This window comes from Massilia sp. UMI-21 (assembly GCA_015277795.1).
Classification (GTDB): Bacteria; Pseudomonadota; Gammaproteobacteria; order Burkholderiales; family Burkholderiaceae_D; genus Telluria.
Genome location: CP063848.1, coordinates 3594851 through 3620878 on the forward strand (window position 1 = coordinate 3594851; position 26028 = coordinate 3620878).

Genomic DNA, 26028 nt, shown 5'->3' on the forward strand with positions numbered 1-26028 from the left:
GGAAAAACGCTATGCCGCCTCTATCGCACTCCGTATCCGAACAACTGAGCCAGCGCCTGCACCAGACGCGCAAGGACCTGCTCGACGCGGTCCGCGCCCGCACCGGTGCGCCGGATGACGAAGCCCCGAGCATTGCCCCGCTCGCCCACCAGGGCCAGAGCGACGACGCGCCGCAGTCCGAAATGATCAGCCACAACGAGCAGCACCTGGCCGAGCACGAATCCGCCCTGCTGCACGAGATCGACGTCGCCATCGGCAAGCTGGAGTCGGGCGGCGCCGGCATCTGCGAATCCTGCGGCCGCGACATCGCCGAGGCACGCCTGCTGGCCACCCCGACCGTCCGCCTGTGCATCGAATGCCAGCAGCAGCTCGAGAAAGACCAGCACACCGGGCGCGGCCCGTCGATGTAGTTTCCAGTCCCGCGGGGTGGACGGTTCCACCCCGCACCGGTCTAGACGGCGCCGGGCGCGCCGTCCGCGCGTTCAGGGCCGGCCGGCTGCGCCGGGCCGCATGCAAGCTCCCCCCGGTCGTCATCGACCAGGATCCGCATCCCCGGTCCTTCCAGGTCCTCGAACTGGCCGCTCTCCGCCGCGCCAAAGAATATCCACACCGCCAGCGCGACCAGCATCACGCTGAGTGGAACGAGCAGATACAGCGCTTCCATGTCATTCCTTTCGCAAGCGGAGCGCGTTCAGCACCACGATTGCCGAGCTGGCCGCCATGCCGATGCCGGACAGCCAGGGGCTGAGCAGCCCGGTCGCCGCCGCCGGGATCGCAGCCAGGTTATAGACCGAGGCCCAGACCAGGTTCTGGCGGATGATGGCCATGGTGCGGCGCGCGGTGTCGGCAGCGTCGGCCAGCGGCAGCAGGCTGTCGCCCAGCAGCACGCCGTCGGCATGCACCTGGGCCAGTTCGGTGCCGCGCCCCATCGCGAACGACACGTCGGCGCCGCGCAGGACGGCGGCATCGTTGCTGCCGTCGCCCACCACCGCCACCACCGCGCCCTCCTGCTGCAGTTCGCGCACGAAGGCCAGCTTCTCGGCCGGCAGCCGGTCGCCGAAAGCGTTGGCGATGCCGAGCTGGCGCGCCACCGCGCTGGCCGCGGCCTGGTCGTCGCCGCTGAGCAGGATCACGGTCTTGCCGGCGCGCTGGAAGCGCCGCACCACCTCGGAGGCTTCCGGGCGCAGGCCGTCGGCCAGGTCGAAGCGCGCCAGCCAGTGGCCCTCGCAGGCCAGCCAGGCGGTGCTGGTGCCGGTCGGCGCCGCGCAGCGCACCATGCCGCCGGCCAGTTCCTGCGCGAATTCGGCGGTGCCGATCCGGTACACGACGCCGTCGATCGTGCCTTCGAAACCGCGCCCGATCTCGGCGCGCAGCTTGCCCGCCACCAGGCCATGCCCCGGCATCGCCGCACGGACCGCGATCCCGACCGGATGGGAGTTCTCGGCCTGCAGCGCCGAGCCGATGCGCAGGCACAGGTCGCTGTCGAGCGAACCGACCGGCACCACCTGGCGCAGCACCACGCGGCCCAGGGTCAGCGTGCCGGTCTTGTCGAACACGACGTGGGTGGCACGCTCGAAGGTTTCCAGCGTGTGCGGCGCGACCGCCAGCACGCCGCGCCCCAGCAGCCGGTCGGTGGCCGCCGCCAGCGCGGTCGGGGTGGCCAGCGACAGCGCACAGGGACAGGACACCACCAGCACCGCCACCGCGGCATGCCAGGCGCGCGCCGGATCGACGCTGCTCCAGACCAGGTACACCGCCACGGTGAGCAGCAGCAGGCCGAGCACGAACCAGGCGGCGACCCGGTCGGCCCACAAGGCCATGGCCGGCTTGCCGAGGCCGGCCCGTTCGACCAGGCGCACCAGCATCGCCAGCGTGCTGTCGCGCGCCACCGAGGTGACGCGCACCACCACCGCCTGGCCGGCATTCACGGCGCCACCCGGCAGCGTGTCGCCGGGACCCATGCGGCGCGAGCGGCTTTCGCCGGTCAGCAGGGAAAAATCGAGATCGGTCTCGCCCTCCACCACGACGCCGTCCGTGGGGACCGCCTTGGCCGGCGTGACCAGCACCAGGTCGCCGACCGCCAGGGTCGACGCCGGCACCAGTTCGGTATCGCGCGCGCCGGGGTCGCCGCGCAGGCGCAAGGCCGACGCCGGCAGTCCGCGGCGCAGCGCGTCGAGCGCCTGCGAGGCGCGGCGGCGCGCCCCCAGCTCCAGGTAGCGGCTGCCGAGCAGCAGGAAGACGAACATCGTGATCGAGTCGAAATAGACGTCGCCCCTGCCGGACACCAGGCTGACGCAGCTGCCGGCGAAGGCGGCCGCGATGCCCAGCGCCACCGGCACGTCCATGCCCGGCACGCCGCGCTTCAGGTCGCGCCAGGCGCCCTCGAAAAACGGCAGTGCCGAATAGAACACGGCCGGCAGGGTCAGCGCGAACGAGGCCCAGCCCATCAGCGCGCGCATGTCGGCATCCATGCTGCCGTCCTCGGCCAGGTAGACCGGCACCGCATACATCATCACCTGCATCATCGCCAGGCCGGCCACGAACAGCTGGCGGAACAGGCGGCGGCGAGCGCGCTCGATTCCCTGGTCGTGGCGCTGCACATCATACGGGGCCGCGCTGTAGCCGATCGCGCGCAGCGCGCGCACGATGCCGCTGACGCGGCAAAGCTGCGGATCCCAGCGCACGAACACGCGCCCCAGGGCGACGTTGAGCGAGACTTCCCGCACGCCGGCCAGCTGGCCGAGGCGGCGCTCGACCAGCCAGACGCAGGCGCCGCAGCGCACCCCCTCGATCGAGAAGCTGCCCTCGCCATCCATGCCCTGCTGGTCGAACAGCGCCAGCTCGGGTTCGTCCGCCGCATCCGCGACCGGGGCGGCGTATTCGGTGCGCGCGTGGTAGTAGTCGGCGAAACCGCCGGCGACGATGGCTTCGGCGGCGGCGGCGCAGCCGGGGCAGCACATGCTGCGCGCCGCACCGTCGATCCGGGCCTGCCAGCTGCTGCCGTTCGGCACCGGCGCGCCGCAATGGAAGCAGCCGGCGCCCGACCTTGCCCGCCCCTCGGGCGCGCCCCGGCCGATGCCGGCCGGCGCCGCGATCTCCGCCAGCACCGCGCTCATGCCCCGGCTCCCGGCGCGAGGCACAGCACGCCGATCCAGTGCGCGGCCATGCCGGCGGCCGGCACGACACCGGCTGCGCGCGCCAGGCCGAGCAGGCCGAAGGCGAGGATCAGCAGGCCGCAGGCCAGGCGCACCCGGCGCATCTGGAACAGCGTACGCAGCCTGGCCCCGGCCAGGCCGATCGCCGCCAGCATCGGCAGCGTGCCCAGCCCGAAGGCCAGCATCACGCCGGCGCCATCCAGCGCGGAGCCGCTCAGCATGGCGGTCACCAGCATGCTGTAGACCATCCCGCAGGGCAGCCAGCCCCACACCGCGCCGGCGGCGAACATGCGTCCCGCGCTGTCGAGCGGGCCGATCTCGCGCAGCAGCGGCGACAGGCGGCGCCACAGCGCCTGCCCGCCCTGCTCCAGCAGGGCCAGGCCGCGCCAGGCGTCCATCAGGTACAGTCCCAGCGCCACCAGCATCAGGTTCGCCAGCACGTAGGCGCCGGCCTGCAGCGCCGGCAGCCCGCTCAGACTGGCGGCGCCGCCGGCCAGCCCGCCCGCCAGCGCGCCCGCGCCGGCATAGCTGGCGATGCGTCCGGCGTTGTAGGCGGCCACGTGTCCCGCCGCCGGGGCGAGGCTGCGCGTCGCCACCGTGCGCACCGGCACCGGGAAGGCAGGCGCGGGCCGTGCACCGCGCGCGACCGACAGCGCGCCGACGATGCCGCCGCACATGCCGGCGCAGTGGACGCTGCCGGCCAGGCCGACCAGGAACACCGGGATCAGGCTGACGCCGCTCATGCCGTCCTCATACCGTCTGCGAGTGCCGCGGACCGGCCGCGCGCGCGGCCGCGAGATAGCGGTCGAACACCATGCACACGTTGCGGATCAGGAGCCGCCCCTTCATGGTGACGGTCAGCCATTCCGGCCCGACGGTGACCAGGCCGTCTTCTTCCAGCTGGCGCAGGCTCGCCAGCTCGGCGGCGAAATAATCCTTGAACACGATCGGGAAGGCCTGCTCGAGCGCCGGGATCGACACTTCGAACTGGCACATCAGGGTCTGGATCAGGCTGCGGCGCAGCGCGTCGTCCATCCCCAGGCGGATGCCGCGCGCCACCGGCAGTTCGTTCTGGTCGAGCAGGTCGTAGTATTCCTCGAGCGTCTTGACGTTCTGGCTGTAGGTGGCGCCCACCGCCCCGATGGCCGAGACGCCGCAGGCCACCAGGTCGGTGTCGGCATGGGTCGAGTAGCCCTGGAAGTTGCGGTGCAGGCGGCCCTGGCGCTGGGCCACGGCGAGGTCGTCTTCCGGCTTGGCGAAATGGTCCATGCCGATGTAGACGTAGCCGGCCGCGCCCAGGCGCTCGATGCACAGCTGGAGCATCTGCAGCTTGGTGTCGCTGGACGGCATGTCGGCTTCCACGATGCGGCGCTGCGGCTTGAACAGGTGCGGCATGTGGGCGTAGTGATAGACCGCGATGCGGTCGGGGCTGGCCGCGACCACCTTGTCGAGGGTCTGGCGCATCGTGTCCAGGGTCTGCTTCGGCAGGCCGTAGATCAGGTCGATGCTCACCGAACGGAAACCGGCGGCGCGGGCCGCGTCGATCACCGCGCGCGTCTCGCGTTCGGGCTGCACGCGGTTGACGGCGCGCTGCACCTCGGGATCGAAATCCTGCACGCCCAGGCTGATGCGGTTGAAGCCCTGGCGGCGGAGCAGGTGCACGCGCTCGGGGGTGACGGTGCGCGGGTCGACCTCGATCGAGTACTCGCCCGCCTCGTCGGGCGCGAAGCGGAAGCTGCGCCGCAGGTGGGCCATCAGCTCGTCCATCTGGGCGTCCAGCAGGTAGGTCGGGGTGCCGCCGCCGAAGTGCATCTGCGCGACCTCGTTCATGCCGCCGAACAGGGCGGCCTGCATCGCGATCTCGCGCTTCAGGTAGGACAGGTAGGTGGCGGCCTTGTCGCGCTTTTTGGTGACGATCTTGTTGCAGGCGCAGTAGTAGCAGACCGTGTCGCAGAACGGGATATGCAGGTAGAGCGAGAGCGGACGGGCGCCGCCGCGGGTGAGCAGGCCGGCCACCGCGTGCAGGTAGTCGCGGTAGCCGAATCCCGCGTCGAAGCGGTCGGCGGTCGGGTAGGACGTGTAGCGCGGACCATTCTTGCCGAGCCGCTTGAGCAGCTCGGTGTCGACTTCGACCGTGGGAGTGCCGGAAAAAGCGGCGGACGGACGGCTGTCCGGGTGAACCTGGATCGGAACCACGGTCTTGTCCATGGCCGGAAACGCTGTTGCGTGCATGTCAATCAACTCCTGCTGCTGCCGGTGTGCGGAAATGCATGTCGGCTCCAATAACAGGCAGTTTATTGATCAGCGTCTCGTAAATCCTTGACTTGCATCAAATACGGTCGAGTCTTGTGGAACTGCGGATTCTCGACGCAAGGGCAGCCGCAAGCGCGGCTGCCTGCCGCCTGCTGCCTGCGTTCAGCGGCGGCCGGCGGCGCCTGCGCCGAACTGGAACACCGACAGCGCCTGCACCAGCTGGCTGGCCTCGTCGGCCACGTTGGTCGAGGCGTTCGCCGACTCCTCGACCAGGGCGGCGTTTTCGCGCGTGATGTGGTCGAGTTGGGCCATGGCGGCATTGACCTCGGCGATGCCGCTGCCCTGCTCGCGGCTGGCGCCGGTGATGCCGCTCATGATCGTGGCCGCCTCGCGCACCGACTCCACCACCTGGCGCATGGTCTGGCCGGCGTCGCCGACCAGCACATTGCCTTCGCCGACCTGCTGCACCGAGGCCTCGATCAGGCCCTTGATCTCCTTGGCCGCGGCCGCCGAGCGCTGGGCCAGGCTGCGCACCTCGCCGGCGACCACGGCAAAGCCCCTGCCCTGCTCGCCGGCCCGGGCCGCCTCCACCGCGGCATTGAGCGCCAGGATATTGGTCTGGAACGCAATGCCGTCGATCAGGCCGATGATGTCCACGATGCGGGTCGCCGAGGCGCTGATCCGCCCCATGGTGTCGCCGACGCGTCCGACCGCGTCGCCGCCGCGGCCCGCGACATTCGACGCCGCCAGAACCAGTGCGTCGGCGCGCACCGCGCTGTCGGTATTCTGGCCGGCCGCCGCCGCGATCTGCGCCAGGCTGCTGGCGGTCTGTTCCAGGCTGGCCGCCTGGGCCTCGGTACGGCTGGCCAGGTCGCCGTTGCCGGTGGCGATCTCGCGGGTGGCGTGCTCGATCGAGGCCACGTTGCGGCGCACGTCGCCGACGATGGCCTTGAGGTTGACGTTGAGCTGGCGCAGCGCCAGTTGCAGGCGGCCGATCTCGTCGTTACGGCCCGTGTGCCGCACGTCGACGGGATGGGCCAGGTCGCCGCCGGCCAGCGCGTAGACGGCGGTCGTGGCTTCGTGCAGCGGTCCCGCGATGCTGCGCTGCAGTTCGGCCCAGGCCGCCAGCGTCGCCGCCACGCCGGCGCCGGCCAGCACTTGCCACACCAGGCCATCGGCGCCGATGCCGAGTCCCGCCATCAACGCCGCCTGGCCGCCCATCAGGATGCCGAGGCGGCGCGACAATGGCAGGCTGCGCAGCGCATCCAGGCGGGCACGCCAGCCGCGCTGCACGACCAGGCCGCGCCGGATCGCCATGCCGCCGGCCTGGCCGTCCCGGAACTTGCGGTACAGCTCGCTGGCGTCCGCCACCTGGGCACGGGTCGGCGCGGTACGCACCGACATGTAGCCGGTGACGCGGCCGCCTTCCTTGATCGGCACCACATTCGCCACCACCCAGTAGAAGTCGCCGTTCTTGCGGCGATTCTTGACCAGTCCGGTCCAGGGCTCGCCGGCCTGCAGCGTCGCCCACAGGTCGGCGAAGGCCTCGGGCGGCATGTCCGGATGGCGTACCATATTGTGCGCCTTGCCCAGCAGCTCATGCTGCTGGAATCCGCTGACGTCGATGAAACTCGGGTTGACATAGGTAATACGGCCCTTGGTATCGGTCTTCGACACGATCGACTGGCCTTCTTTCAACAGGTACTCGATGCCGGTGACCGGCAGGTTGCTTCTCACGACGCTTCTCCTAGTTGCCTGACGGCAAAATTTCAGCGTCCGATTCTAAGCAGGCACGACTGTAAAATTTTTGACATAGATCAAATTTACACAAGACCATCTCGTCCGCTTCGCCAAATATATCTTGACCTTCGGCAAATGTTGCAATTGGTGTAAGCTGCCGGCATGGACAATCTGACCCATTCACTCGTCGGCCTGGCCCTGGGAGAGCTGGTCGAGCGCAGCCTGCCTGCGGCAACCGACGCCGCGCATGGCCGCACCCGGCGTCGCGCCCTGCTGTTCACCGGACTCCTGGCCAACAATTTCCCCGATCTCGACCTGGTTTTCACGCCGCTGCTGCCGGCCCCGCTGGGCTACCTGATCCACCACCGCGGCCACACGCATACCCTGCTGTACGCGCTCCCCCAGGTGGCCCTGCTGCTGGCCCTGACCTGGCTGCTGTGGCCGGGCGCGCGCCGCCTGCTGCAGGGCGCGCGCGACGCGCGCCGGGCCATCGTCGCCACCGCCGTGCTCGGCATGCTGCTGCACCTGTCCTTCGACGCGCTGAACGTCTACGGTGTCCATCCGTTCCACCCGGTCGATTCGCGCTGGCTATACAGCGACCTGGTGTTCATTGTCGAACCGGTGTTCTGGACCGCCCTCGGCTGCGCGCTGGCGCTGGCGGCGCACAGCCTGGTCGTGCGCCGGCTGGCGCTGGCCGCCTTCGCGGCCATGCCGCTCCTGTTCGCCTGGCTGGGTTTCCTGCAATGGGGTTCGCTGGTCCTGCTGGGGGCGGTGGCGCTGGCCGTGGGCGCCGCCAGCCACCGCCTGGGCGCGCGCGCCGGGCTGCTGGCGGGCCTGCTGGCTTGCGCCGGCTTCGTCGGTGTGCAGGCCGTGGCCGGCCAGCTGGCGCGCGGCCAGGTACGCGCGGCGCTGGCCCAACTGGCGCCCGGCAGCCGGGTGCTCGACATTGCGCTGTCCGCGTTCCCGGCCAATCCGCTGTGCTGGTCGTTTGCCACCGTCAGCACCGGACCGGCCGCCGACCGCTACAGCGTGCGGGTCGGGGTAGCGAGCCTGGCGCCGGAATCGAGCCCGGTGTGGGCCTGCCCGGCACGCTTCGGCGGCGTTCCCGGCAACGCGCCGGGATCGGGCGGCCTGCCGCCCAGGGCGGCAAGCGCTGCACTGGCATGGAAATACAGCGAAACCCGCAGCCTGGCCGCGTTTCGCTCACTGCAACGCAACAACTGCCACTTCGACGCCTGGCTGCGCTTCGCACGCGTGCCCGCGCTGGCGGACGGGACGGCCACCGACATCCGCTTCGGCCCCCCGGACCAGCCCAATTTCTCGACCCTGCCGTATGCCGCCCGCGCAGCCACGCCCTGCCCGGCGCCGGTAGCCGCATGGGGCTACCCGCGCGCCGACCTGCTCGGCTGGAAATGATGCAGCCGCGCCAGCCCGCGCCGCTCCCGGTTGGCGTGGGCGATGGCGCGTCCGAAGAAGTCGACCAGCGCAGGCGCGTGCAGGTCGAAGCAGAAGCCGTCGCGCACCTGCCAGACGCGTTCGCGCAGGGCGGCCATGGCGTCGCGGTCGTAGAGCTGACGCGCCAGCGCCGAGATGCCGTCAAAAAATATCCCGATACCGAGGCGCCGCGCCAGCGACTGCGCCGCCACGATCGCGCCTGCGTTGTTGAACTGAATCATCGGTAACCCGGCCGCGGCCAGGGTCGCCGCGCGCGCCGGGATGTTCAGGTCGTCCCAGTCGGCGCGCCGGATCTCGCCGCCGTTCCTGCTGTCGAAGACATGCAGCCAGCCGGCGTCGTACTGCGAGAATTCGCGTACCCAGCCGTCCGGATCGACATTGGCATGCAGGTGCAGGTGTGCGGGCGCCAGCGCGCCCGCCCTGGCGATCCATTCGCGCCACTGCTCCTGCGTGAAGTCGCCATAGAAATGCAGGTGGATGCCATGCCGGGCCAGCGCTGCCACCATGGGCGGGTGCAGTCCGATCGGGCGTCCCGGCACCACCGTGTGCACTTCCCAGCTGGTGCTCGACAACAAGGGCGAAGGCGCCTGCAGGAACCAGGCGCGGCGCGGCAGGTCGCCGTCGAGCACGTGCTCGGGACGGCCGGGCGGGATGCCGGGCAAGGCGGTCGCAAACCAGTCGCGCATCTCCGGGCTGCTGTAGATGCAGCCGTCGGCCCTGCGCACCAGGTCGGCCAGCAACGGCCAGGTGCCTTTCTCGATGCAGATGAACGGCCCCTCCTTGAAATGCCAGACGAAGGGGATGTCCGGGGTGTGCATCAGCACCTCGTGGGCGAAAGGCACCGCCTGCCAGTTGAGCTGGGCGTAGATCAGGTCGGGATCGAGGCGGTCGAGCGCCGCGCGCCAGCCCTGGCGCGGCAAGTCCTCGACCTGTCCGAAGGGCAGCGGCCCGACCGTGTTGAACCAGGACGGCGCCGGCGTCCACAAGCCGTACAGGCGGTGCCCCAGTGCCTCGAGCGCCAGCACGCGGTCGGCGTTGTAGGCCAGTTCGCCGGCCAGCACGATCTTCAGTCCCCGTGCGTCCGGGCCGGGCGCGGCCGCGGCAACAGCCGGGGCAGCAGCCGGCGCAATAGCTGCTGCGGCAGCCGGGGCACAGTCGCGCGGGCGGGCGTAGAGCCGCGCTTCGTCGATCGCGTTGCCGGTGCTGGTATGGAAGCGCAAGGGTCCGGCCACGCGGTAGTGCCGGCGGAAGGGATTGATGCCGCCGAGGGGTTCGCGCATGCGCTTGTGGCGCTGGCCCGGATGGTCCACCCATTCGCAGCTGATCTCGCCAGTCGCCACGAATGCGCCCTGGCTGCGCAGGGCGGACCAGAACAGCCGGTCGAGGTCGTCGCTTTCGACCTCGGCGCGTTCGCGCCAGCGCAAGGCCGTGCGGCGATGCAGGCACTGCACGGGTTGCAGGCATTCGCCGGGAACGATGCCCAGCGCGCTGCCCTTGTAATGGTGGCGCACCCCGGAATAGGCCAGCACCGCGCCTGGTTCGCGCCCGAGACAGGCCACCAGCCCGGCCAGGTGCATGCCGTACCATACGTCGTCGCTCGGCAGGTAGGCCACCAGCTCGCCGCGCGCGGCGTCGAGTCCGGCGTTGATGGTGCGGCCCAGTCCGCCATTGCTGTCGAAACGCAGGAAGCGCACCCGCGCGTCGGCCAGCCAGGGGCCCAGGGCGGTCGCGGTATCGTCCAGGGAACCGTCGTCGACGACGACCAGTTCCCAATTGTCATGGCTTTGCGCCCGCAGGCTGTCGAGGGCGCGGCCGATGAAGGACGCCTGTTCGAAGGTGGGCATGATGACGCTCACGCGCGGGCGAGGCTGGCTGGACATGACGATGGGCCCTGGTTGGCAACCACACCAGCGTAGAAGCCCCGGCCCGCGCGCGTTTGCGTCATGTCAGCAGTGCGCGGGAGGCGCCGCTGGTTCGTGTCGCGGGCGCGGCAGCCATGGCGACCCCGCCGGCGCCATGCCCGCTGCCCGCCTCCCGCCGCCCGCGCGGGTCCGCGCCGATTTCGGTAGAATTCCCGGTTTCGCCAGGCCGGAGCCGCCGTGACACCCACTGAACCCATGCTTGCCTTCCTGTCGAACGGCGGCGCCACCGGCGCCCGGATCCATGCCCACGACTGGGACACCCATCCGCTCGGGCCGATTCCGTCCTGGCCGGCCGCGCTGCGCACCGCGCTCGGCATCGTGCTCGGCGCGTCCTTTCCGACCTTCCTGGCCTGGGCTCCGCGCTTCGACCTGTTCTACAACGACGCCTACGTACCGCTGCTCGGGAACAAGGCAAGCGATGCGCTCGGCCAGCCCATGCCCGAGGTCTGGAGCGAGGTGTGGGACTCGGTCGGCCCCTATGCCCGCCGCGTGCTGGAGGGCGAATCCTTCGTGTTCGAGAACTTCGCCACCACGCTCGAGCGCCATGGCTACCCGGAACAGGCCTGGTTCACCTTCTCGTACAGCCCGGTGCGCGACGACGACGGCGTGGTGCGCGGAATGATCTGCACCGTCATCGAGGTCACCGACCGGGTGCGCGCGCTGGCGCAGCACAAGCAGGCGGAGGAACGCCTTGCGCTTTCGCTCGAAGCGTCCGGCAACATCGGCACCTGGTCCTACGACCTCGACACCGCCGCCACCCATGTCGACGAACGCTTCGCGCGCCTGTTCCAGGTCGAGGCCGCCCTGGCCCGCGAGGGCACCGAACTGGTGCGCTTCACCGACATGATCCACCCGAGCGACCGCCCGGCCGTACTGGAAGCGATCGACCACGCGATCCTCACCGAGTCGCTGTACGACGTCGAGTACCGGATCCCGCAGCGCTCCGGCCTGGACGTGTGGGTCAATGCGCGCGGCAAGGTGTTCGCCAATGCCGAAACCGGCGGACGGCGCTTTGCCGGCATCGCGGTGGACATCACCGACCGCAAGCGCGCCGAACAGGCCAGAATCGACAGTGAACGCCAGGCCCTGGCCGCCTCGCGGCGGGCCGACGAAAGCGCGCGCCGGCTCGACGTGCTGCTCGACGCGGCGCCGGTGGGCATCGTCTACGCCGACGCGGCCGGGCGCCTGCAGCTGGCCAACGCCTCCAACCGCCGGATCTGGGGCGCGCATCCGCACCGCGCCACGGTCGAGGAATATGGCGAATGGAAGGGCTGGTGGCCCGCCGGTTCGGACCGCGCCGGGCAGCGCGTGCTGGCGCACGAATGGCCGATCGCGCACGCGCTCGGCGGCGTCGACCAGGCCGGCGGCGTGTTCGAGATCGAACCCTTCGACAGCCCCGGCGTGCGCCGCACCATCCTGGTGCAGGCGGCCGCCATCCGTGACCGCGACGGCGCCATGGCTGGCGCGGTGGCCGCCAACATGGACATCACGGCCCAGGTCGCGGCCGAGCATGCGATGAAGGACAGCGAAGCCAAGTTCCGCCTGATCGCCAACGTCATTCCGCAGATGGTCTGGTCGGCCGATGCCGGTGGCCGTAGCGACTACGTGAATACCCGCTGGTCGGAGTTCACCGGCGTGCCGGAGCAACGCATCGCAGGCGACGGCTGGGCCGACATCGTCCACCCGGACGACCTGCCGGAACTGCGCGCGCGCTGGGGCCACAGCGTGGCCACCGGCGAGCCCTTCGAGGTCGAACACCGGCTGGTCCACCGGTCGGGCGAATACCGCTGGGTGCTCAACCGTGCGCTGCCCTCGCTCGACGAGGCGGGCAAGCCGACCCGCTGGATGGGCACCCTGACCGACATCCACGACAAGAAGACCGGCGAAGACGAGCTGCGCGCGCAGGCGCGCCGCAAGGACGAATTCCTGGCGATGCTCGCGCACGAACTGCGCAACCCGCTGGCGCCGATCAGCAATGCGGCCCAGCTGCTGGCCATGAGCACGCTCGACCCGCAGCGCGTGCGCCAGTCGAGCGAGGTGATCATCCGCCAGGTGCGCCACATGACCTCGCTCGTGGACGACCTGCTCGACGTCTCGCGCGTGACGCGCGGCCTGGTGGAACTGGAACGCGAGCGCGTCGATATCAAGTCGGTGGTGGCCAGCGCGGTCGAGCAGGCGCGCCCGCTGATCGAGGCGCGCGGCCATGCGCTCGACCAGCACATGGTGTCGCGCCGCTGCTGGGTACGGGGCGACCGCATCCGCCTGGTGCAGGTGGTCGTCAACCTGCTCAACAACGCGGCCAAGTACACCGGCCAGGGCGGCACCATCGCGCTGTCGGTCGATGCGGATGCCGGCAATGTGACGATCGCGGTGCGCGACAACGGCATCGGCATCGACCGCGCCATGCTGCCGCACGTGTTCGGCCTGTTCACCCAGGCCGAGCGCACCCCCGACCGCTCCCAGGGCGGCCTGGGGCTGGGCCTGGCCCTGGTGCACAGCCTGGTGCAACTGCACGGCGGCCGGGTCGTGGCGCACAGCCAGGGCTTGGGCATGGGCAGCACCTTCACGGTGACCTTGCCGGTCGTCGACGGCGCCGCCGGCACGGCCGCGGGCGGGCCCGGGCCGGCCGCTTCCCCCGCCGCAGCGGCCGGCCCGGGCGCGGGCCGCCGCATCCTGGTGGTCGACGACAATATCGACGCGGCGCTGTCGCTGGCCGAGGTGCTGCGCTCGCTGGGCCATACGGTGGCAAGCGCGCACGATTCGCACGCGGCGCTGGCCCAGGCCCGCGCCGCGCGGCCCGACATCTACATCCTCGACATCGGCCTGCCCGACATCGACGGCTACGCCCTGGCGCGCCGCCTGCGCGAGGACGCGGATACCGGCCGCGCGACCCTGATCGCCCTTACCGGCTATGGCCAGTCGCACGACCGGGTGCTGGCCAGGTCCGCCGGCTTCGACCACCATTTCGTCAAGCCGGTCGACCTGGCGGCCCTTGTGGAGACCATCGACGCCGCCAACCCGCTGCGGGCCGACTGCGGCAAGTTGTGACAATGCGCGCGACCGGCAGTCGCCGCCGGGTCCGACGCGTCATGCCCTGACCGGGCCCACCGGCTTGCCGGCCGGGGAAGGCTGCGTCATCCATGACTATTGGAAACGAATGTTTCGCCCGTTACGGTTTGGAACAATTTCGAATCGTGTCGGTGCGCGGCCGGGCTTACCATTTGTTCATGAACTTCAGCTTCTCAACCCCATCCAGCGGCGCGTGCCTGGTGAAGCTCTGGGCCAGCGGACGATACGGCTTTTCCTTGCCGAAGAAGGTCGAGATCACCGGACCGGACGGTGTGAGCGCGGCCTATCTTTATCACAGTCGAAAAGTCGGGCTGTCCGCCGAACTCACCAACCGCACGCTTGTCAGAATCGCGATTGCCCAGTACCTGGCGGCCGGCGCGGACGGCGCCGGCGTCCACGAAATCGACGACGCACTGGCCCCCTTCGACGGCACCCTGACGCAGATCCGCCCCTTCGCCCCGCCGCCCCCGCCCCCGCGCGTGCGGCCTTCGCGGATCATGCCAAGGACCGGCGGCGTGCCCGCAGGGGCCGGGCGCGTCGCCTGCGCCAAGGAGGCGGCATGACAACATCACGTACAGCGAGGTAGACATGCGCATCAGCTTCACCCCCGGCCAGGTTGCAATGCTCATCGAGCGGGCCGAGCGCCAGCTCGAACAGATCGTCGCCGATTCGATACGCGAGACCGGCAACGGGCGCAATATCACGCGCACGGCCCAGCACATGCTGCACGAAACCGTGGTCACCCTGATCCGGCTGTACCGCGAACAGGTAGCGGAGGGCGCGCCGGTGGCCACGCGCATCGCGCGTGCCTATGCCAAGGGCGCCGATGCGCAAAGCGGGGTGCCGACCCTGGCGTGCGTGCGGACCATCCTGTCGATCATCCGCGATACGCGCGCGATGGTACCGGCGCCTGAATCCCAGGCGGAGATGCAGCTCGAGTCCGACCCGCAGCCCGAGCCGCGCCAGCCGCGGCGCCCGCCGACCCTGACCATCGGATAGACCGTCGGCCTCGGTAAGGCGTCCCTGGACGCCGGATCATGCCGCCCGCCTACGCATATGTTGTATGCATACCACCGTTTAACGTTTTCTTAACGCGCTGGTAACGTCCGGCTGATCTATTGCCCCCTAGCATCGTCTATGATCTGCCGATACCGGCAGGTGTCGTCGCGCGCTCACGAGGCGCGCGCCGTTGGGGCATCGCCTGGCGATGTGTCGTCCACATCATTCAGGCTCAGCAAGCGGTTTTCATGGTCCCTTCAGCTTCCGGCAACACTGCACAAGACAAGACTCCCTCGGCACTGCTCGCACGTTTCACCCTCTGGGCTGGCCCCTATGCCAGCCTGCTCCAGATGCTGCTGCTCGGACTGGCCATTCTCAGCCTGTCGCGCCTGGGCCTGGCCGCCTGGCAGTGGGACCGGGTGCAGGCGACCGGGATCGCCGGCGCCCTGTTCCTGCAGGGCCTGCGCGCCGACCTGATCCTGCTCGGCTACTTCCTGGTCATCCCGCTGCTGCTCGCGCCGCTGCTGGCGCACCGGGTGACGGCCCGTTTCTGGCGCCGCGCCACGGTTGGCTGGGCCACCTTCGCCCTGGTCTTCATCGTCTTCATGGAGCTGTCCTCGCCACAGTTCATCATGCAGTACGACGTGCGCCCGAACCGCCTGTTCATCGAATACCTGGTCTATCCGCGCGAAGTGCTCGCCACCTTGTGGAACGGCTTTCGCACCGCGCTGCTGCTGGGCGTGGGCCTGAGCGTGGTGCTGGCGGTCAGCCTGTTCCGGCTGCTGCGCGGCGCCAGCAGGGAAATGCGCATGTGGCCGGCCCGCAGGCTGCTGCTGCTCTGGCCCCTGCTCTGCTTCCTGGTGTTCGTGCAGGTGCGCTCGACCACCGGCCACCGTCCGGCCAACCCGGCCCTGTTCGCGCTGACCGGCGACTCGATGGTCAATTCGCTGATCATCAATTCGGGCTGGTCGGTGCTGGACGCGATCGGTTCGATGCGCAAGGAAGCGGTGTCCTCCGAGATCTACGGCAAGCTCCCGCGTGCGCAAGTATTCGAGCAGGTCAGGGCCGCGCCCTGGCTGCGCGCGGCGCGCTTCGACCACCCGGAACTGCCGACCCTGCACCACCAGCAGGCCGCGATCGCGCGCGCGCGCCCCCTCAATTTGGTGATCGTGCTGCAGGAAAGCCTGGGCGCGACCTTCGTGGAATCGCTGGGCGGCCTGCCGGTGACGCCGGAACTGGAAAAGCTCAAGGACGAGGGCTGGTGGTTCGAGCAGCTGTACGCCACCGGCACGCGCTCGGTGCGCGGCATCGAAGCGGTGGTGGCCGGCTATGCGCCGACCCCGGCGCGCAGCGTGGTCAAGCTCTCGCTGGCCCAGCAGAATTTCTACACCCTGGCGGCCGGCCTCGGCCGGCAGGGCTACCACACCGAATTCGTCTACGGCGGCGAAGCCCACTTCGACAACATGCGCAGCTTCTTCACCGGCAACGGCTTCCAGAAGGTGGTCGACATCCAGCAGATGCGCCCGGCTTTTGTCGGCAGCTGGGGCGCCTCGGACGAAGACCTGTTCGACAAGTCGCTCGAACGCCTGAAAGACCTGCACGCCCAGGACAAGCCCTTCTTCAGCCTGATCTTCACCTCGTCCAACCACGAGCCGTTCGAGTTCCCGGACGGCAAGATCGCACTGCACCAGCAACCGAAGCAGACCGTCAACAACGCGGTCAAGTACGCCGATTACGCGCTCGGCAAGTTCATCCGCGCGGCGAAGCAGCAGGACTACTGGAAGGACACCGTGTTCCTGATCGTGGCCGACCACGACAACCGGGTCTACGGCAATGCCCTGGTGCCGATCAAGAAGTTCCACATTCCGGGCCTGATCCTGGGCGCCGACATCCAGCCCAAACGCATCGCCACCATCGCCAGCCAGGTCGACCTGGCCCCCACCCTGCTGTCGCTGCTGGGGGTGTCGAGCACGCACCCGATGATCGGCCGCGACTTCGTGCGCGACAGCAGCACGCCGGGCCGCGCCCTGATCCAGTTCAACAACCTGTTCACCTGGCTGGAAGGTTCATCGGCCACCATCCTGCGCCCGGGCCAGCCGGCCCTGCTCGGACACTACGACGCCGCCAGCGGCGTGCTGGACCCGAACGCCGGCACCCCGACCCAGGCCCAGGTCGAGCGGGCGATGGCGCATGTGATGCTGCCATCCCTGCTCTACCGCGAACAGCGCTACCGGCCGGCGCCCTAGCCCTGTTCCTGGCGCGGCGAGCGCGGCGGCAGCTGGATCGCCGCCAGCGCCCCGTACAAGGGTGGACTCAGCACGCGCGACACGGTGCTGGCCACCACCGCGCAGGCCATCAGGCTCAGCACCATGCTGTGGCCGTCGACCATTTCCATGACAATGATGAAGGCCGTCAGCGGCGCCTGGGTGGCGGCGGCCAGGAAGCCGACCATGCCGAGGGCGATCAGCGCCGCGCCGTGCGGGTAGCCGGTCAGCAGCGCGATGTCGTGCCCGAGCGCGGCGCCGATCGACAGCGAGGGTGCGAAAATCCCGGCCGGGACGCCGGACCAGGCCGTCAGCCAGGTCGCAATGAACTTGAACAGCACGAATGCGGTCGGCAGGCTGGCCTCGTTCTCGAGCAGCGCGCGGGTGGTCTCGTTGCCGCTGCCGTAGGTGGCGCCGCCGCTGATCGCACCGATCACCGCCACCAGCAGCCCGCAGCCGGCCGCGAACCAGACCGGATGGCGGGCGCGCAGGCGGCTCGGCCGGTCGGGGGACTGGCCGCGCAGCGACACCAGCAACAGGCGCGCGAACAGGCCGCCCGCGCAACCGCTGGCCAGCGCCGCCAGCAGGCCCGGCCAGAGCAGCGACATCCCGATCGGACCGGGATGGATGACGCCGAAGTGGGTGCCGTTGCCGTACACCGACACGGCGATCAGGCCGGCCAGCACGATGCCGGCGACGATCAGGCCGCTGTTGCGCTGCTCCGGCGAGCGCGACAGTTCTTCGATGGCGAACATGATGCCGGCCAGCGGCGTATTGAAGGCGGCCGCGATACCGGCGGCGCCGCCGGCCACCAGCAGCGAATGGGCGCTGACGCCACTGCCCCGCGGCAGCCAGCGGCGCGCGCCCAGCATCACGCCGGCGGCGATCTGCACGGAAGGTCCTTCGCGTCCGAGCGACAGGCCGCCCAGCAGGCCGGCCGAGGTCAGCGCGATCTTCGCCATGCTCAACCGCAGCGACACCAGCAGGGGCCGGCGCCCTCCGGACAGCACCGGATCGAGCGCCGCCATGACTTGCGGGATGCCCGAGCCACCCGCGCCGCGCGCGTAGCGCCGGGTCACCCAGACGATCGCGGCGCAGAGCAGCGGCGTCCATAACAGCGGGAGCCACCATGCCGTATCGACCAGTTCGCGGAACAGGCCGAATGCGCCTTCGGCCAGCCAGGTAAAGCCCACCACGACCAGGCCGGCCAGGGCGGCCATGCTGACCACGACTATGCGCGTGCGCCAAAGATTAGGAGATACAAACTCGCGCTGGAAGGCGGAGCGGACGTCGTGGGAAGCAGGATCGGGTGGCATGGGAGGCGTGATGGTCGCGAGCCTCCATTATAAGTGCATTTGTAGGAATGCACTTTCTGGTAGCGCATTCCCGACCTCCGCGCGCACTCCAGCCTCAGGCCGCGGCCATGGCGCGGCAGGCGTCGGCGCAGCGGCGGCAGGCGGCGGCGCACTGCTGGCAGTGCTCGTGCTCGTGCTTGCCGCATTCGTCGGCGCAGGCCGCGCACACGTCGGCGCACTGGCGGCACAGGGCAGCCGCGAATTCGCTGCCGCGCGCCATGAAGGCCGATGCCAGCCGGCAGATCTGGGCGCAATCCATGTCGTGCGCAATGCAGCGCGCCATCATCTTGACGTCGTCCTCGCCCAGGCAGGCGGTGGCGCAATGCTCGCATGCGGCCGCGCAGGCGTCGCAGGCGTCGATGCATTCCTGGAAGCGTTCGTGTGCCATGTTTCCTCCGTAAATGACGTGTGCGTGAAGAAGCCGGGAGGTATCCGCGCGGGTCCGGCATGCCGTACGAAACCGGCGGAAGTGCCGCCGACAGCGTCCAGCCGCGTGCCCCGCGCCGGGGCCCTGCTCCGATACATTTGTACGAACAGGATACCCGTCCGGCGCGCGACCCGGCACACGTTAGCTCGCCTCAACCGAACGCGCTCAAGCCGGGGCGCGGCCGCCGCGCACGCGTGCCTTCATGCGCGCCATCAACGGTACAGGCGCACCACATTGGTGGCGCTGAACGGCTGCCTGAACTCCTGCAGCAGGCGCGCGGTCTCCGCACGGGCGCGTTCCAGGTTCGCCGCCTTCACATGGCCGTAGCCGCGCACCGACTCCGCCACCTGGGCCAGCTTCAGGGCCGCGGCGCGGTTTTCCGCGTTCAGCTCGGTGGCCAGCAGCCCGGCCAGCGCCAGGGTGTCGTCGCGCAGCTGGCGCTCGACGCGGCGCTCGTGGGTGTAGCCGAAGGGGTCGAAGGCCGTCCCGCGCAGCACCTTCAGCGGCGCCAGCACCCGGAAGGCCGAACGCATCCACGGGCCGAAGCGCATCTTGGCCGGAATGTCGCTGCCGGGCTTCTTCCGGGCCAGCAGCGGCGGCGCCAGGTGGTACTCGACCCGGAAGTCGCCTTCGAACTGTTGCGTCAGGCCCTCGAGGAAGCCGGTCCGGGTGTGCAGGCGCGCCACCTCGTATTCGTCCTTGTAGGCCATCGCCTTGAACAGCGAACGGGCCAGCGCCTTGCTCACCGGGCGCTTCGATGCCGGGCCTTCGATCTCGACTTCGCGCGCCTCCAGTTGCGCCACCGCGGCGCGGTATTGCTGCGCGTAGGCGGCGTCCTGGTACTGCGTCAGCCAGTCGGCGCGGAAGTCGACCAATTCCTGCAGCGAGCTGGGAGGCGTGAACTGCACGACCTTCGCAGGCTGGGTCAGGCGCGCCAGCGCCTGCTCGTCGGCGGCCACCAGGCGGCCCAGCAGGAAGGCCTTCTTGTTCATCTCGACCGCCACGTTGTTCAGTTCGATCGCGCGCATCAAGGCTTCCAGGCCGACCGGCACCAGTCCGCGCTGCCAGGCCGCGCCCATGATGAGGATGTTGGCGCCGATCGGGTCGCCCAGCACGCTGGCGGCCACCTGTTGCGCGTTCAGGCGCAGGGCCGGGCCGCCGGCATCCAGGATCTTGGCCAGCAGCTCGTCCTTGCGGATGTCGGCGTCCGGGTCGCGCGTGAACTCGGCGGTCGGCGTTTCGTTCTCGTTGGCGACGATGCCGGTGTGGCCGCGCCGCAGCACCGCCAGCGCGTCCGGCATCGCGGCCACCACCAGGTCGCAGGCCAGCAGCGCGTCGGCCTGCTGCAGGTCGATGCGGACCTGGTGCAGCTGCCGCGGCGAAGGCGCCAGCCGCACGTGCGACATCACCGCCCCGCCCTTTTGCGCGAAGCCCATGAAGTCCAGGGTCGAGGCGCCCTTGCCTTCCAGGTGGGCGGCCATCGTGATCAGGGCGCCCACCGTGACCACGCCGGTGCCGCCGACGCCGGCCACCAGCATCTCGAACGGCTTGTCGAACGCATACGCGGGCGGCAGCGGGCAGGCCGCCAGCATGCCCTCGAGCTGGGCCAGCGAGAGCGTGGCCGCGGCCGGTTTCTTCAGCTGGCCGCCGATCACCGAGACGAAACTCGGGCAGAAGCCTTCGGCGCAGGAATAATCCTTGTTGCACGAGGCCTGGTCGATCTGGCGCTTGCGCCCCAGGGGCGTCTCGAGCGGCAGGATCGACAGGCAGTTCGACTGCACCCCGCAGTCGCCGCAGCCTTCGCACACGGCCGGGTTGATCACCATGCGGCGCGGCGGATCGGGGAACACAAGCTTGTCCGGCTTGTTCTTCTTGCGGCGGCGGCGCTTCTCGGCGGCGCAGGTCTGGTCGTACACCAGCACCGTGACGCCCGCCATGTCACGCAGGCGGCGCTGGACGGCATCGAGTTCGCTGCGGTGGTGCACAGTGACCCCGGCCGGCAGCGTGACGCCCTGGTAGTTTTCCGGCTGGTCGGTGACCACCAGCGCCAGTGCCGCGCCTTCGCTCAGCACCTGCTGCACGATCTGCGGCACGGTGAGCTTGCCGTCCACCGGCTGGCCGCCGGTCATGGCGACGGCGTCGTTGTACAGGATCTTGTAGGTGATGTTGGTGCGCGCGGCGATGGCCTGGCGGATCGCCAGGTAGCCCGAGTGGTAATAGGTGCCGTCGCCCAGGTTCTGGAACACGTGCTTCTCGCGGGTGAAGCGCGAGGCCGCGACCCAGGGCACGCCTTCGCCGCCCATTTGCGTGAGCGTGACCGTGTCGCGCTGCATCCAGCTGGCCATGAAGTGGCAGCCGATGCCGGCCAGCGCGCGGCTGCCTTCCGGCACCCGGGTCGAGGTATTGTGCGGGCAGCCCGAGCAGAAATACGGGGTGCGCTTGACCGCGTCGGCGCCGTTGGACAGAACCTCGGCGCGGCAGAAGCGCGGCAGGAATTCCTCCAGGCGCAGCTCCGGCAGCTTCGGCCCCAGCCAGCGCACCAGCGCCGGCGCGATGCGCGAGGGACGCAGTTCGCCCAGGCTCGACAGCAGCGGCGCGCCGACGACATCGTGCTTGCCCAGCACCAGCGGACGCCTCTCCGGCGCCAGGTTGTAGAGCAGGCCCTTGAGCTGTCCTTCGATGACCTCGCCCTTCTCTTCCACCACCAGCACCTCGAGCAGCCCCTGGGCAAAGGCGTGCAGGCGGCCGTGCTCGAGCGGATAGGTCAGGCCCGGCTTGTACAGGCGCACGCCGAGCGCTTCCAACTTGCCGAGCCCGATGCCGAGCCGCTCCAGCGCTTCCAGCAGGTCGAGATAGGCTTTACCCGCCGCGATGATGCCGAAGCGCGCCTGCGGCGCCGGCACCACCAGCTTGTCGATCGAGTTGACCCCGGCGAACGCGTGCACCGCCTGCAGCTTGTCGGCCACGCGCTGCTCGATCGCCAGGCTGGGCAGGTCGGGCCAGCGGTAGTGCAGGCCATCGGCCGGCGGCGTAAAGCCTTCCGGCGTCCGGTACGCGGGCGCTTCGGGCAGTTCCACCACCGCGCCGCCTTCGACGGTTTCCGAGATCGCCTTGAAGCCGACCCAGGCGCCCGAGAAGCGCGACAGGGCCCAGCCGTACAGGCCGAATTCGAGGTATTCCTCGATGTTGGCGGGGTTCAGCACCGGCATGCCCCAGGCCATGAAGGCGTGGTCGCTCTGGTGCGGCATCGACGAGGACACGCAGCCGTGGTCGTCGCCGGCCACCACCAGTACCCCGCCCAGCTTTGATGAACCATAGGCATTGCCGTGCTTGAGCGCGTCGCCGGCGCGGTCGACGCCGGGACCCTTGCCGTACCACATGGCGAACACGCCATCGACGGTGCGCTCGGGGTCGCCGCCGACCTGCTGGGTGCCGAGGACGGCGGTGGCGCCCAGTTCCTCGTTGATGGCGGGCAGGAATTCGATGGACTTCCGCTGCAGGATGGTCGACGCGCGCCAGACTTCCTGGTCGACCGCGCCCAGCGGCGAGCCGCGGTAGCCGGAAATGAAGCCGGCGGTGTTCAGGCCGGCGCGCTCGTCGAGCGCCTTCTGCATGAGCGTGAGCCGGATCAGGGCCTGGGTGCCGGTCAGGAACACCCGGCCCCGGTCGCGCGTCAGGTTGTCGTCCAGCTTGTAGGAAGGATCGGCCAGCATCTTGCGGCCCTCCTCGCCCGCTGCCTGCGCGGGTTTTCCTACTTTCTCATGCATCGTTCCCATTCTTGTCGTCTCCACTATGGCAGCCCTGCGGGGCTTGTTGATAGTGAACGATGATAGGTCCCCTGACGGGAAATAACTTTTCTAACTTACCCCGTTTTGCCCCAGAATAGGCAAATTATTTCTATTTGGTGCTCCGTATGGAAAAATTTAACCTTGACGCTGCGTCAATCCGCATCCTGCGCGAGCTGCAGCAGGATGGCCGCCTGTCCGTCAATGAACTGGCCGAACGGGTCGGCATGTCGGCCTCGCCCTGCTGGCGGCGCCAGAAGGAGCTGGAGGAACACGGCTACATCCGCCGCTACGCCGCCATCCTCGAGCGCCGCAAGCTCGACCTCGGGCTGGTGTGCATGCTGCACGTGTCCCTCACGCGGCACGAGGCCGGCGTGGTCGAGGCCTTCGAGGCGCAGATGAAGGCTTGCCGCGAGGTGATGGAGTGCTACGAAATGACCGGCACCTCGGACTACATCGTCAAGGTGATGGTCGCCAACATGGACGCCTACCACGACCTGCTGCACAACGTGCTGCTCAAGCTGCCCGGGGTCTCGCAACTCAACACCAGCGTGGCGCTGCGCGAAGTGAAGTACGAGACGGCGCTGCCCTTGTAGGCAGGCCGCTCTCCCCGGACCCGGGCTACCGACCTAGAACTTGTACTCCACCGACATCCGGTAGACCCGGCCCATCATGTCGGCGAGGCTGGTCAGGTAACCACCGCTGTAGATGGTGTTGGCGGTCAGCGGTGGCCATTCTTCCGTGATGTTGTTCACGCCCAGCGACAGGGTGGTGTTCCGGATGCCGGTGTAGCGCACGTTCAGGTTGAACTGGCTGTAGGCCTCCACTTCGGTCAGGGTCGAGCCGGCGCGCGGGGTCAGGTCGGTCAGCGCGGTGTTGAAGCGCTGCGACAGGGTCGTCTTCCAGTCGCCCTTGCTGTAGGTGACCGCGGCGGTGTATTTCCAGCGCGGGTTCACCTGCGGCATGCCGGCCAGGCCGGCGTTCGGACCGGCGCTGCCGTAGCGGCCGTCGTTGGTGATGATGCCGACGTTGCTCATCCACGGGCCGCCCTGCTCGCTCTGGAACTCGTACTTGTGGTACCAGGTCGCGTCCAGCTTGGCATCGAAGCTGCCGATGCTGGTGGTCGGGAAGCGGTAGCTGCCCGAGAAGTCGGCGCCGCGGATGCGGGTCTGGCCGCGGTTGGCCTGGCTGGCGACGATGTAGTCGATGGTGCCGTCGGCGCCGCGGTTAATGAAGCGCTCGTACTTGGCCGGGTTCTGCTGGATCTCGGCGATCGAGACGGCGCCCAGCACGTCGCGCAGCTTCAGGCCCCAGTAGTCGACCGTCAGCGCCAGGCCCCTGATCGGCTCCAGGCCGATGCCAAAGTTGAAGCCGCGCGACTTCTCCGGTTTCAGGTGGGTGTTGTTGGGCGACTTGGTCCAGTACGAGGTGAGCACGTTGCAGACCTGGTCGGCGGTATAGCCGCTGGATGGCGTGCCGGTGCCGGCCACCAGCGGCTGGGTGCTGCGGCACAGGACCGGGTCATCCATCACCTGGGTGCGCACCTCGGGCGTCGGGTTCTGGATGTCCATGATGGACGGCGCGCGGAAGCCGCTCGAGATCGAGCTGCGCAGCACCAGCTGCTGCATCGGCTGCCAGCGCGCCGCCAGCGCCGGATTCACCGTGGTCTGTTTCAGGTCGTCGTAGTGGTCGGCGCGCACCGAACCGTTGACCAGGAAGGTCTTGGTAATGGGCGCGTCGGCCTCGAGCACCAGCGAGGCGATCCGGCGCCTGAGCTTCTTGGCCACGCCCTGCGGCACTTCGCCGATCAGGTCGGTCTGCTTCACGTTGCCCGAGGCGTCGATGGCATAGCTGCCGTCGGCATTCTTCAGCACGTAGTCGAGCGGCGCGTCGAAGGTGCGCGCCGAATCTTCGCGCAGCTCGCCGGAGACCGCCACGATCATGTCGCCGCCGCCCAGCTCCCAGACCGGACGGGTGACGGTCAGGTCGACGCTCTTGTTGAAGGCCTTGTTCAGGCGGTAGGTGTAGTCCTCGGCCTGGATGCTGCGCAGGTATTCCACCCCTGCCGCATCCTGCGCGCCGAACGGGTTCAGGATGCCCTTGTCGAAGCCTTCCTGGGCCTTCGAGTACAGGATGTAGCCTTCGCCCACGCGGGTGTCGCGCTTCGATTGGCCGTAGTTCAGGCCGGCGCGGTAGTCCCAGCCCATCACATCGCCTTCGACCGACAGCACGATGCGGTCGTTGTGCTGTTCGTCGTTGCGGTAGGCCGGCCCGAGTTCGCCCGGCCCCCACTGGAAGTACAGGGTCCGGTTGTTCATGTTCAGCTCGCTGACCGCGCCCGGGGTCGTGCTCGCGTCGATGTACATGGCCGGGCTGTTGACGCCGGTATTGCTGCCGACGACCTTCGGCAGCGGCGTGATGCCCTTGCCCGGATAGAAGCGGCTGCCGGGCGCCAGCGAAAAGGTGGTGAAAGGCTGGTTCGAGCCCGGCACCTGCATGCCGCGGAATTTCTGCACCGTGAACTCGGCATGCAGCACATCGAGGTCGACCTTGTGGCCGCCGGCGAGGTTCCAGCTGGCGCGGCCGGCGACGGTGGTGATCTCGCTGCCGTCGGTGACGGCGTTCCAGAACAGCGGATCGCGCGCGCAGCCCGGGGCGTAGACCGGCGGCGTGTTCAGGCTGGCGTTGCCCAGCGTCGGGCGCGACCAGGGCGAATCGCAGCCGCCCGCGAAGTTCGGGTTGTAGTTGGAATTGGCATTGCGGGCGAAGCCGAAGTTGGCCAGCGGGTTCGGGTTGCGCGCATCCGGCGTGATGCCCAGGCCCAGCGTGCGCAGCACGTCCGGGTCGTGCTGGTCCGGGCGGTCGCCCTGGAACAGCGCGTCCTTCTTCTGGTGGTCGACCGCGATGTAGGCGTTCCAGCCGTCTTCGCCCAGGTCGCCCCAGCCGGCGATGGCGCCGATGCTCCTGGTGGCGCCGCCGCCGCTCAGTTCCGGGCGCGCGTATTCGGCCTTGACCGATGCCCCCTGGTAGCCGCGCTTGGTCCAGTAGTTCTGCACGCCGCCGATGGCGTCCGCGCCGTAGATCGAGGCGCCGCCGCCGTTCAGGGTCTCGACGCGGTCGAGCGCCATGCGCGGGATCACGTTGACCGAGACGTACTGGTCCTGCAGCGGCTCGTTCGCCAGGCGGCGCCCGTTCAGCAGCGACAGTGTGCGCATCGGGCCGAGGCCGCGCAGGTTGGTCACCGGACCGGCGGCGCCGGAGTTGGTGCCCAGCGAGAGCGACTGCGGCTGCTCCAGCACGAAGTCCTTCAGTTCGGTATGCCCGCGCGCTTCGAGTTCCTGGGCCTTGACCGAGGTGACCGGCGTGGCGCCCTCGTCGTCGACGCGGCGAATCAGCGAGCCGGTCACGACCACGGCCTGCGCGACCGGTACCGAGGCCGGCGCCGCGCCGGTCTGGGCCTGCGCCGCCAGTTGGAACAAGGCCAGGCTGACCGCGATCGCGAGTTGAGCACGGCGGGGGGTGGGAACAATACTTGGGTGCATGCACGTCTCCTATTTTTTTCTAAGAATTGATATGACCACACTGCTGATTGGCCAGGCCACTT

At 69.4% G+C, this 26028-nt stretch carries 17 protein-coding genes; 7 read left to right on the forward strand and 10 right to left on the reverse strand.

The genetic code is table 11. The features are described from left to right. Positions 1–11 precede the first annotated feature (11 nt). Entirely contained in the window at positions 12–410 is a 399-nt protein-coding gene (locus IM543_15765) for a TraR/DksA family transcriptional regulator (protein QOY93035.1), read from the forward strand. A gap of 41 nt (positions 411–451) precedes the next feature. On the opposite strand, the gene ccoS is transcribed toward IM543_15765, so the two are convergent. The 5 genes from ccoS to IM543_15790 all read right to left on the reverse strand — a co-directional run bounded on the left by ccoS (position 452) and on the right by IM543_15790 (position 7145). Next, positions 452–664, reverse strand: a complete 213-nt coding sequence (ccoS, locus tag IM543_15770; GenBank protein QOY93036.1) for a cbb3-type cytochrome oxidase assembly protein CcoS — start codon at positions 662–664, stop codon at positions 452–454. Between the two features lies 1 nt (position 665). Then, the gene (gene cadA, locus IM543_15775) at positions 666–3116 is read right to left on the reverse strand and encodes a cadmium-translocating P-type ATPase (GenBank protein ID QOY93037.1); all 2451 of its coding nucleotides are present in this window, start codon (positions 3114–3116) and stop codon (positions 666–668) included. Beyond that, entirely contained in the window at positions 3113–3898 is a 786-nt protein-coding gene (locus tag IM543_15780) for a sulfite exporter TauE/SafE family protein (protein ID QOY93038.1), read from the reverse strand. Before IM543_15780 ends, cadA begins: the two co-directional genes overlap by 4 nt. Before the next feature lie 7 nt (positions 3899–3905). Then, positions 3906–5363, reverse strand: a complete 1458-nt coding sequence (hemN, locus tag IM543_15785) for an oxygen-independent coproporphyrinogen III oxidase (protein QOY96714.1) — start codon at positions 5361–5363, stop codon at positions 3906–3908. A gap of 207 nt (positions 5364–5570) precedes the next feature. Beyond that, a complete protein-coding gene (locus IM543_15790) occupies positions 5571–7145 on the reverse strand; it encodes a PAS domain-containing protein (GenBank protein QOY93039.1) in 1575 nt (524 codons plus the stop codon). Between the two features lie 165 nt (positions 7146–7310). Between IM543_15790 and IM543_15795 the strand changes: the two genes are divergently transcribed. Then, on the forward strand, positions 7311–8564 hold the full coding sequence (locus IM543_15795; protein ID QOY93040.1) for a metal-dependent hydrolase: 1254 nt from the start codon (positions 7311–7313) through the stop codon (positions 8562–8564). Here the strand turns inward: IM543_15795 and IM543_15800 are convergent. Continuing rightward, positions 8531–10483, reverse strand: coding sequence for a glycosyltransferase (locus tag IM543_15800; GenBank protein QOY93041.1), 1953 nt, complete (start codon positions 10481–10483; stop codon positions 8531–8533). The two genes, IM543_15795 and IM543_15800, sit on opposite strands and share 34 nt — an antisense overlap. Positions 10484–10702: 219 nt before the next feature. Here IM543_15800 and IM543_15805 point away from each other — a divergent pair, with 219 nt between their 5' ends. From IM543_15805 to IM543_15820, 4 genes are all read left to right on the forward strand, one after another. Then, entirely contained in the window at positions 10703–13573 is a 2871-nt protein-coding gene (locus IM543_15805) for a PAS domain S-box protein (GenBank protein ID QOY93042.1), read from the forward strand. Between the two features lie 92 nt (positions 13574–13665). After that, positions 13666–14157: a hypothetical protein gene (locus tag IM543_15810; protein QOY93043.1), complete on the forward strand. Its 492-nt coding sequence runs from the start codon at positions 13666–13668 to the stop codon at positions 14155–14157. 25 nt (positions 14158–14182) lie between these two features. Beyond that, positions 14183–14593, forward strand: coding sequence for a hypothetical protein (locus IM543_15815; protein ID QOY93044.1), 411 nt, complete (start codon positions 14183–14185; stop codon positions 14591–14593). 350 nt (positions 14594–14943) lie between these two features. After that, positions 14944–16839: an LTA synthase family protein gene (locus IM543_15820; protein ID QOY96715.1), complete on the forward strand. Its 1896-nt coding sequence runs from the start codon at positions 14944–14946 to the stop codon at positions 16837–16839. Here the strand turns inward: IM543_15820 and IM543_15825 are convergent. From IM543_15825 to IM543_15835, 3 genes are all read right to left on the reverse strand, one after another. After that, a complete protein-coding gene (locus IM543_15825) occupies positions 16836–18173 on the reverse strand; it encodes a chloride channel protein (protein QOY93045.1) in 1338 nt (445 codons plus the stop codon). The two genes, IM543_15820 and IM543_15825, sit on opposite strands and share 4 nt — an antisense overlap. A gap of 94 nt (positions 18174–18267) precedes the next feature. Next, positions 18268–18600, reverse strand: a complete 333-nt coding sequence (locus IM543_15830) for a four-helix bundle copper-binding protein (GenBank protein QOY93046.1) — start codon at positions 18598–18600, stop codon at positions 18268–18270. Between the two features lie 251 nt (positions 18601–18851). After that, positions 18852–22352: an indolepyruvate ferredoxin oxidoreductase family protein gene (locus IM543_15835; GenBank protein QOY96716.1), complete on the reverse strand. Its 3501-nt coding sequence runs from the start codon at positions 22350–22352 to the stop codon at positions 18852–18854. Positions 22353–22552: 200 nt separating this feature from the next. Here IM543_15835 and IM543_15840 point away from each other — a divergent pair, with 200 nt between their 5' ends. Continuing rightward, positions 22553–23020: an Lrp/AsnC family transcriptional regulator gene (locus IM543_15840; protein QOY93047.1), complete on the forward strand. Its 468-nt coding sequence runs from the start codon at positions 22553–22555 to the stop codon at positions 23018–23020. A gap of 33 nt (positions 23021–23053) precedes the next feature. On the opposite strand, the gene IM543_15845 is transcribed toward IM543_15840, so the two are convergent. After that, on the reverse strand, positions 23054–25966 hold the full coding sequence (locus tag IM543_15845; protein QOY93048.1) for a TonB-dependent receptor: 2913 nt from the start codon (positions 25964–25966) through the stop codon (positions 23054–23056). Positions 25967–26028: the final 62 nt, after the last annotated feature.

Coding starts and splice junctions, on each gene's coding strand:
- IM543_15765 (QOY93035.1), top strand. CDS start 12: ATGCCGCCTCTATCGCACTCCGTATCCGAACAACTGAGCCAGCGCCTG.
- ccoS (QOY93036.1), bottom strand. CDS start 664: ATGGAAGCGCTGTATCTGCTCGTTCCACTCAGCGTGATGCTGGTCGCG.
- cadA (QOY93037.1), bottom strand. CDS start 3,116: ATGAGCGCGGTGCTGGCGGAGATCGCGGCGCCGGCCGGCATCGGCCGG.
- IM543_15780 (QOY93038.1), bottom strand. CDS start 3,898: ATGAGCGGCGTCAGCCTGATCCCGGTGTTCCTGGTCGGCCTGGCCGGC.
- hemN (QOY96714.1), bottom strand. CDS start 5,363: ATGGACAAGACCGTGGTTCCGATCCAGGTTCACCCGGACAGCCGTCCG.
- IM543_15795 (QOY93040.1), top strand. CDS start 7,311: ATGGACAATCTGACCCATTCACTCGTCGGCCTGGCCCTGGGAGAGCTG.
- IM543_15800 (QOY93041.1), bottom strand. CDS start 10,483: ATGTCCAGCCAGCCTCGCCCGCGCGTGAGCGTCATCATGCCCACCTTC.
- IM543_15810 (QOY93043.1), top strand. CDS start 13,666: ATGACTATTGGAAACGAATGTTTCGCCCGTTACGGTTTGGAACAATTT.
- IM543_15815 (QOY93044.1), top strand. CDS start 14,183: ATGCGCATCAGCTTCACCCCCGGCCAGGTTGCAATGCTCATCGAGCGG.
- IM543_15820 (QOY96715.1), top strand. CDS start 14,944: ATGCTGCTGCTCGGACTGGCCATTCTCAGCCTGTCGCGCCTGGGCCTG.
- IM543_15825 (QOY93045.1), bottom strand. CDS start 18,173: ATGCCACCCGATCCTGCTTCCCACGACGTCCGCTCCGCCTTCCAGCGC.
- IM543_15830 (QOY93046.1), bottom strand. CDS start 18,600: ATGGCACACGAACGCTTCCAGGAATGCATCGACGCCTGCGACGCCTGC.
- IM543_15835 (QOY96716.1), bottom strand. CDS start 22,352: ATGCTGGCCGATCCTTCCTACAAGCTGGACGACAACCTGACGCGCGAC.
- IM543_15840 (QOY93047.1), top strand. CDS start 22,553: ATGGAAAAATTTAACCTTGACGCTGCGTCAATCCGCATCCTGCGCGAG.
- IM543_15845 (QOY93048.1), bottom strand. CDS start 25,966: ATGCACCCAAGTATTGTTCCCACCCCCCGCCGTGCTCAACTCGCGATC.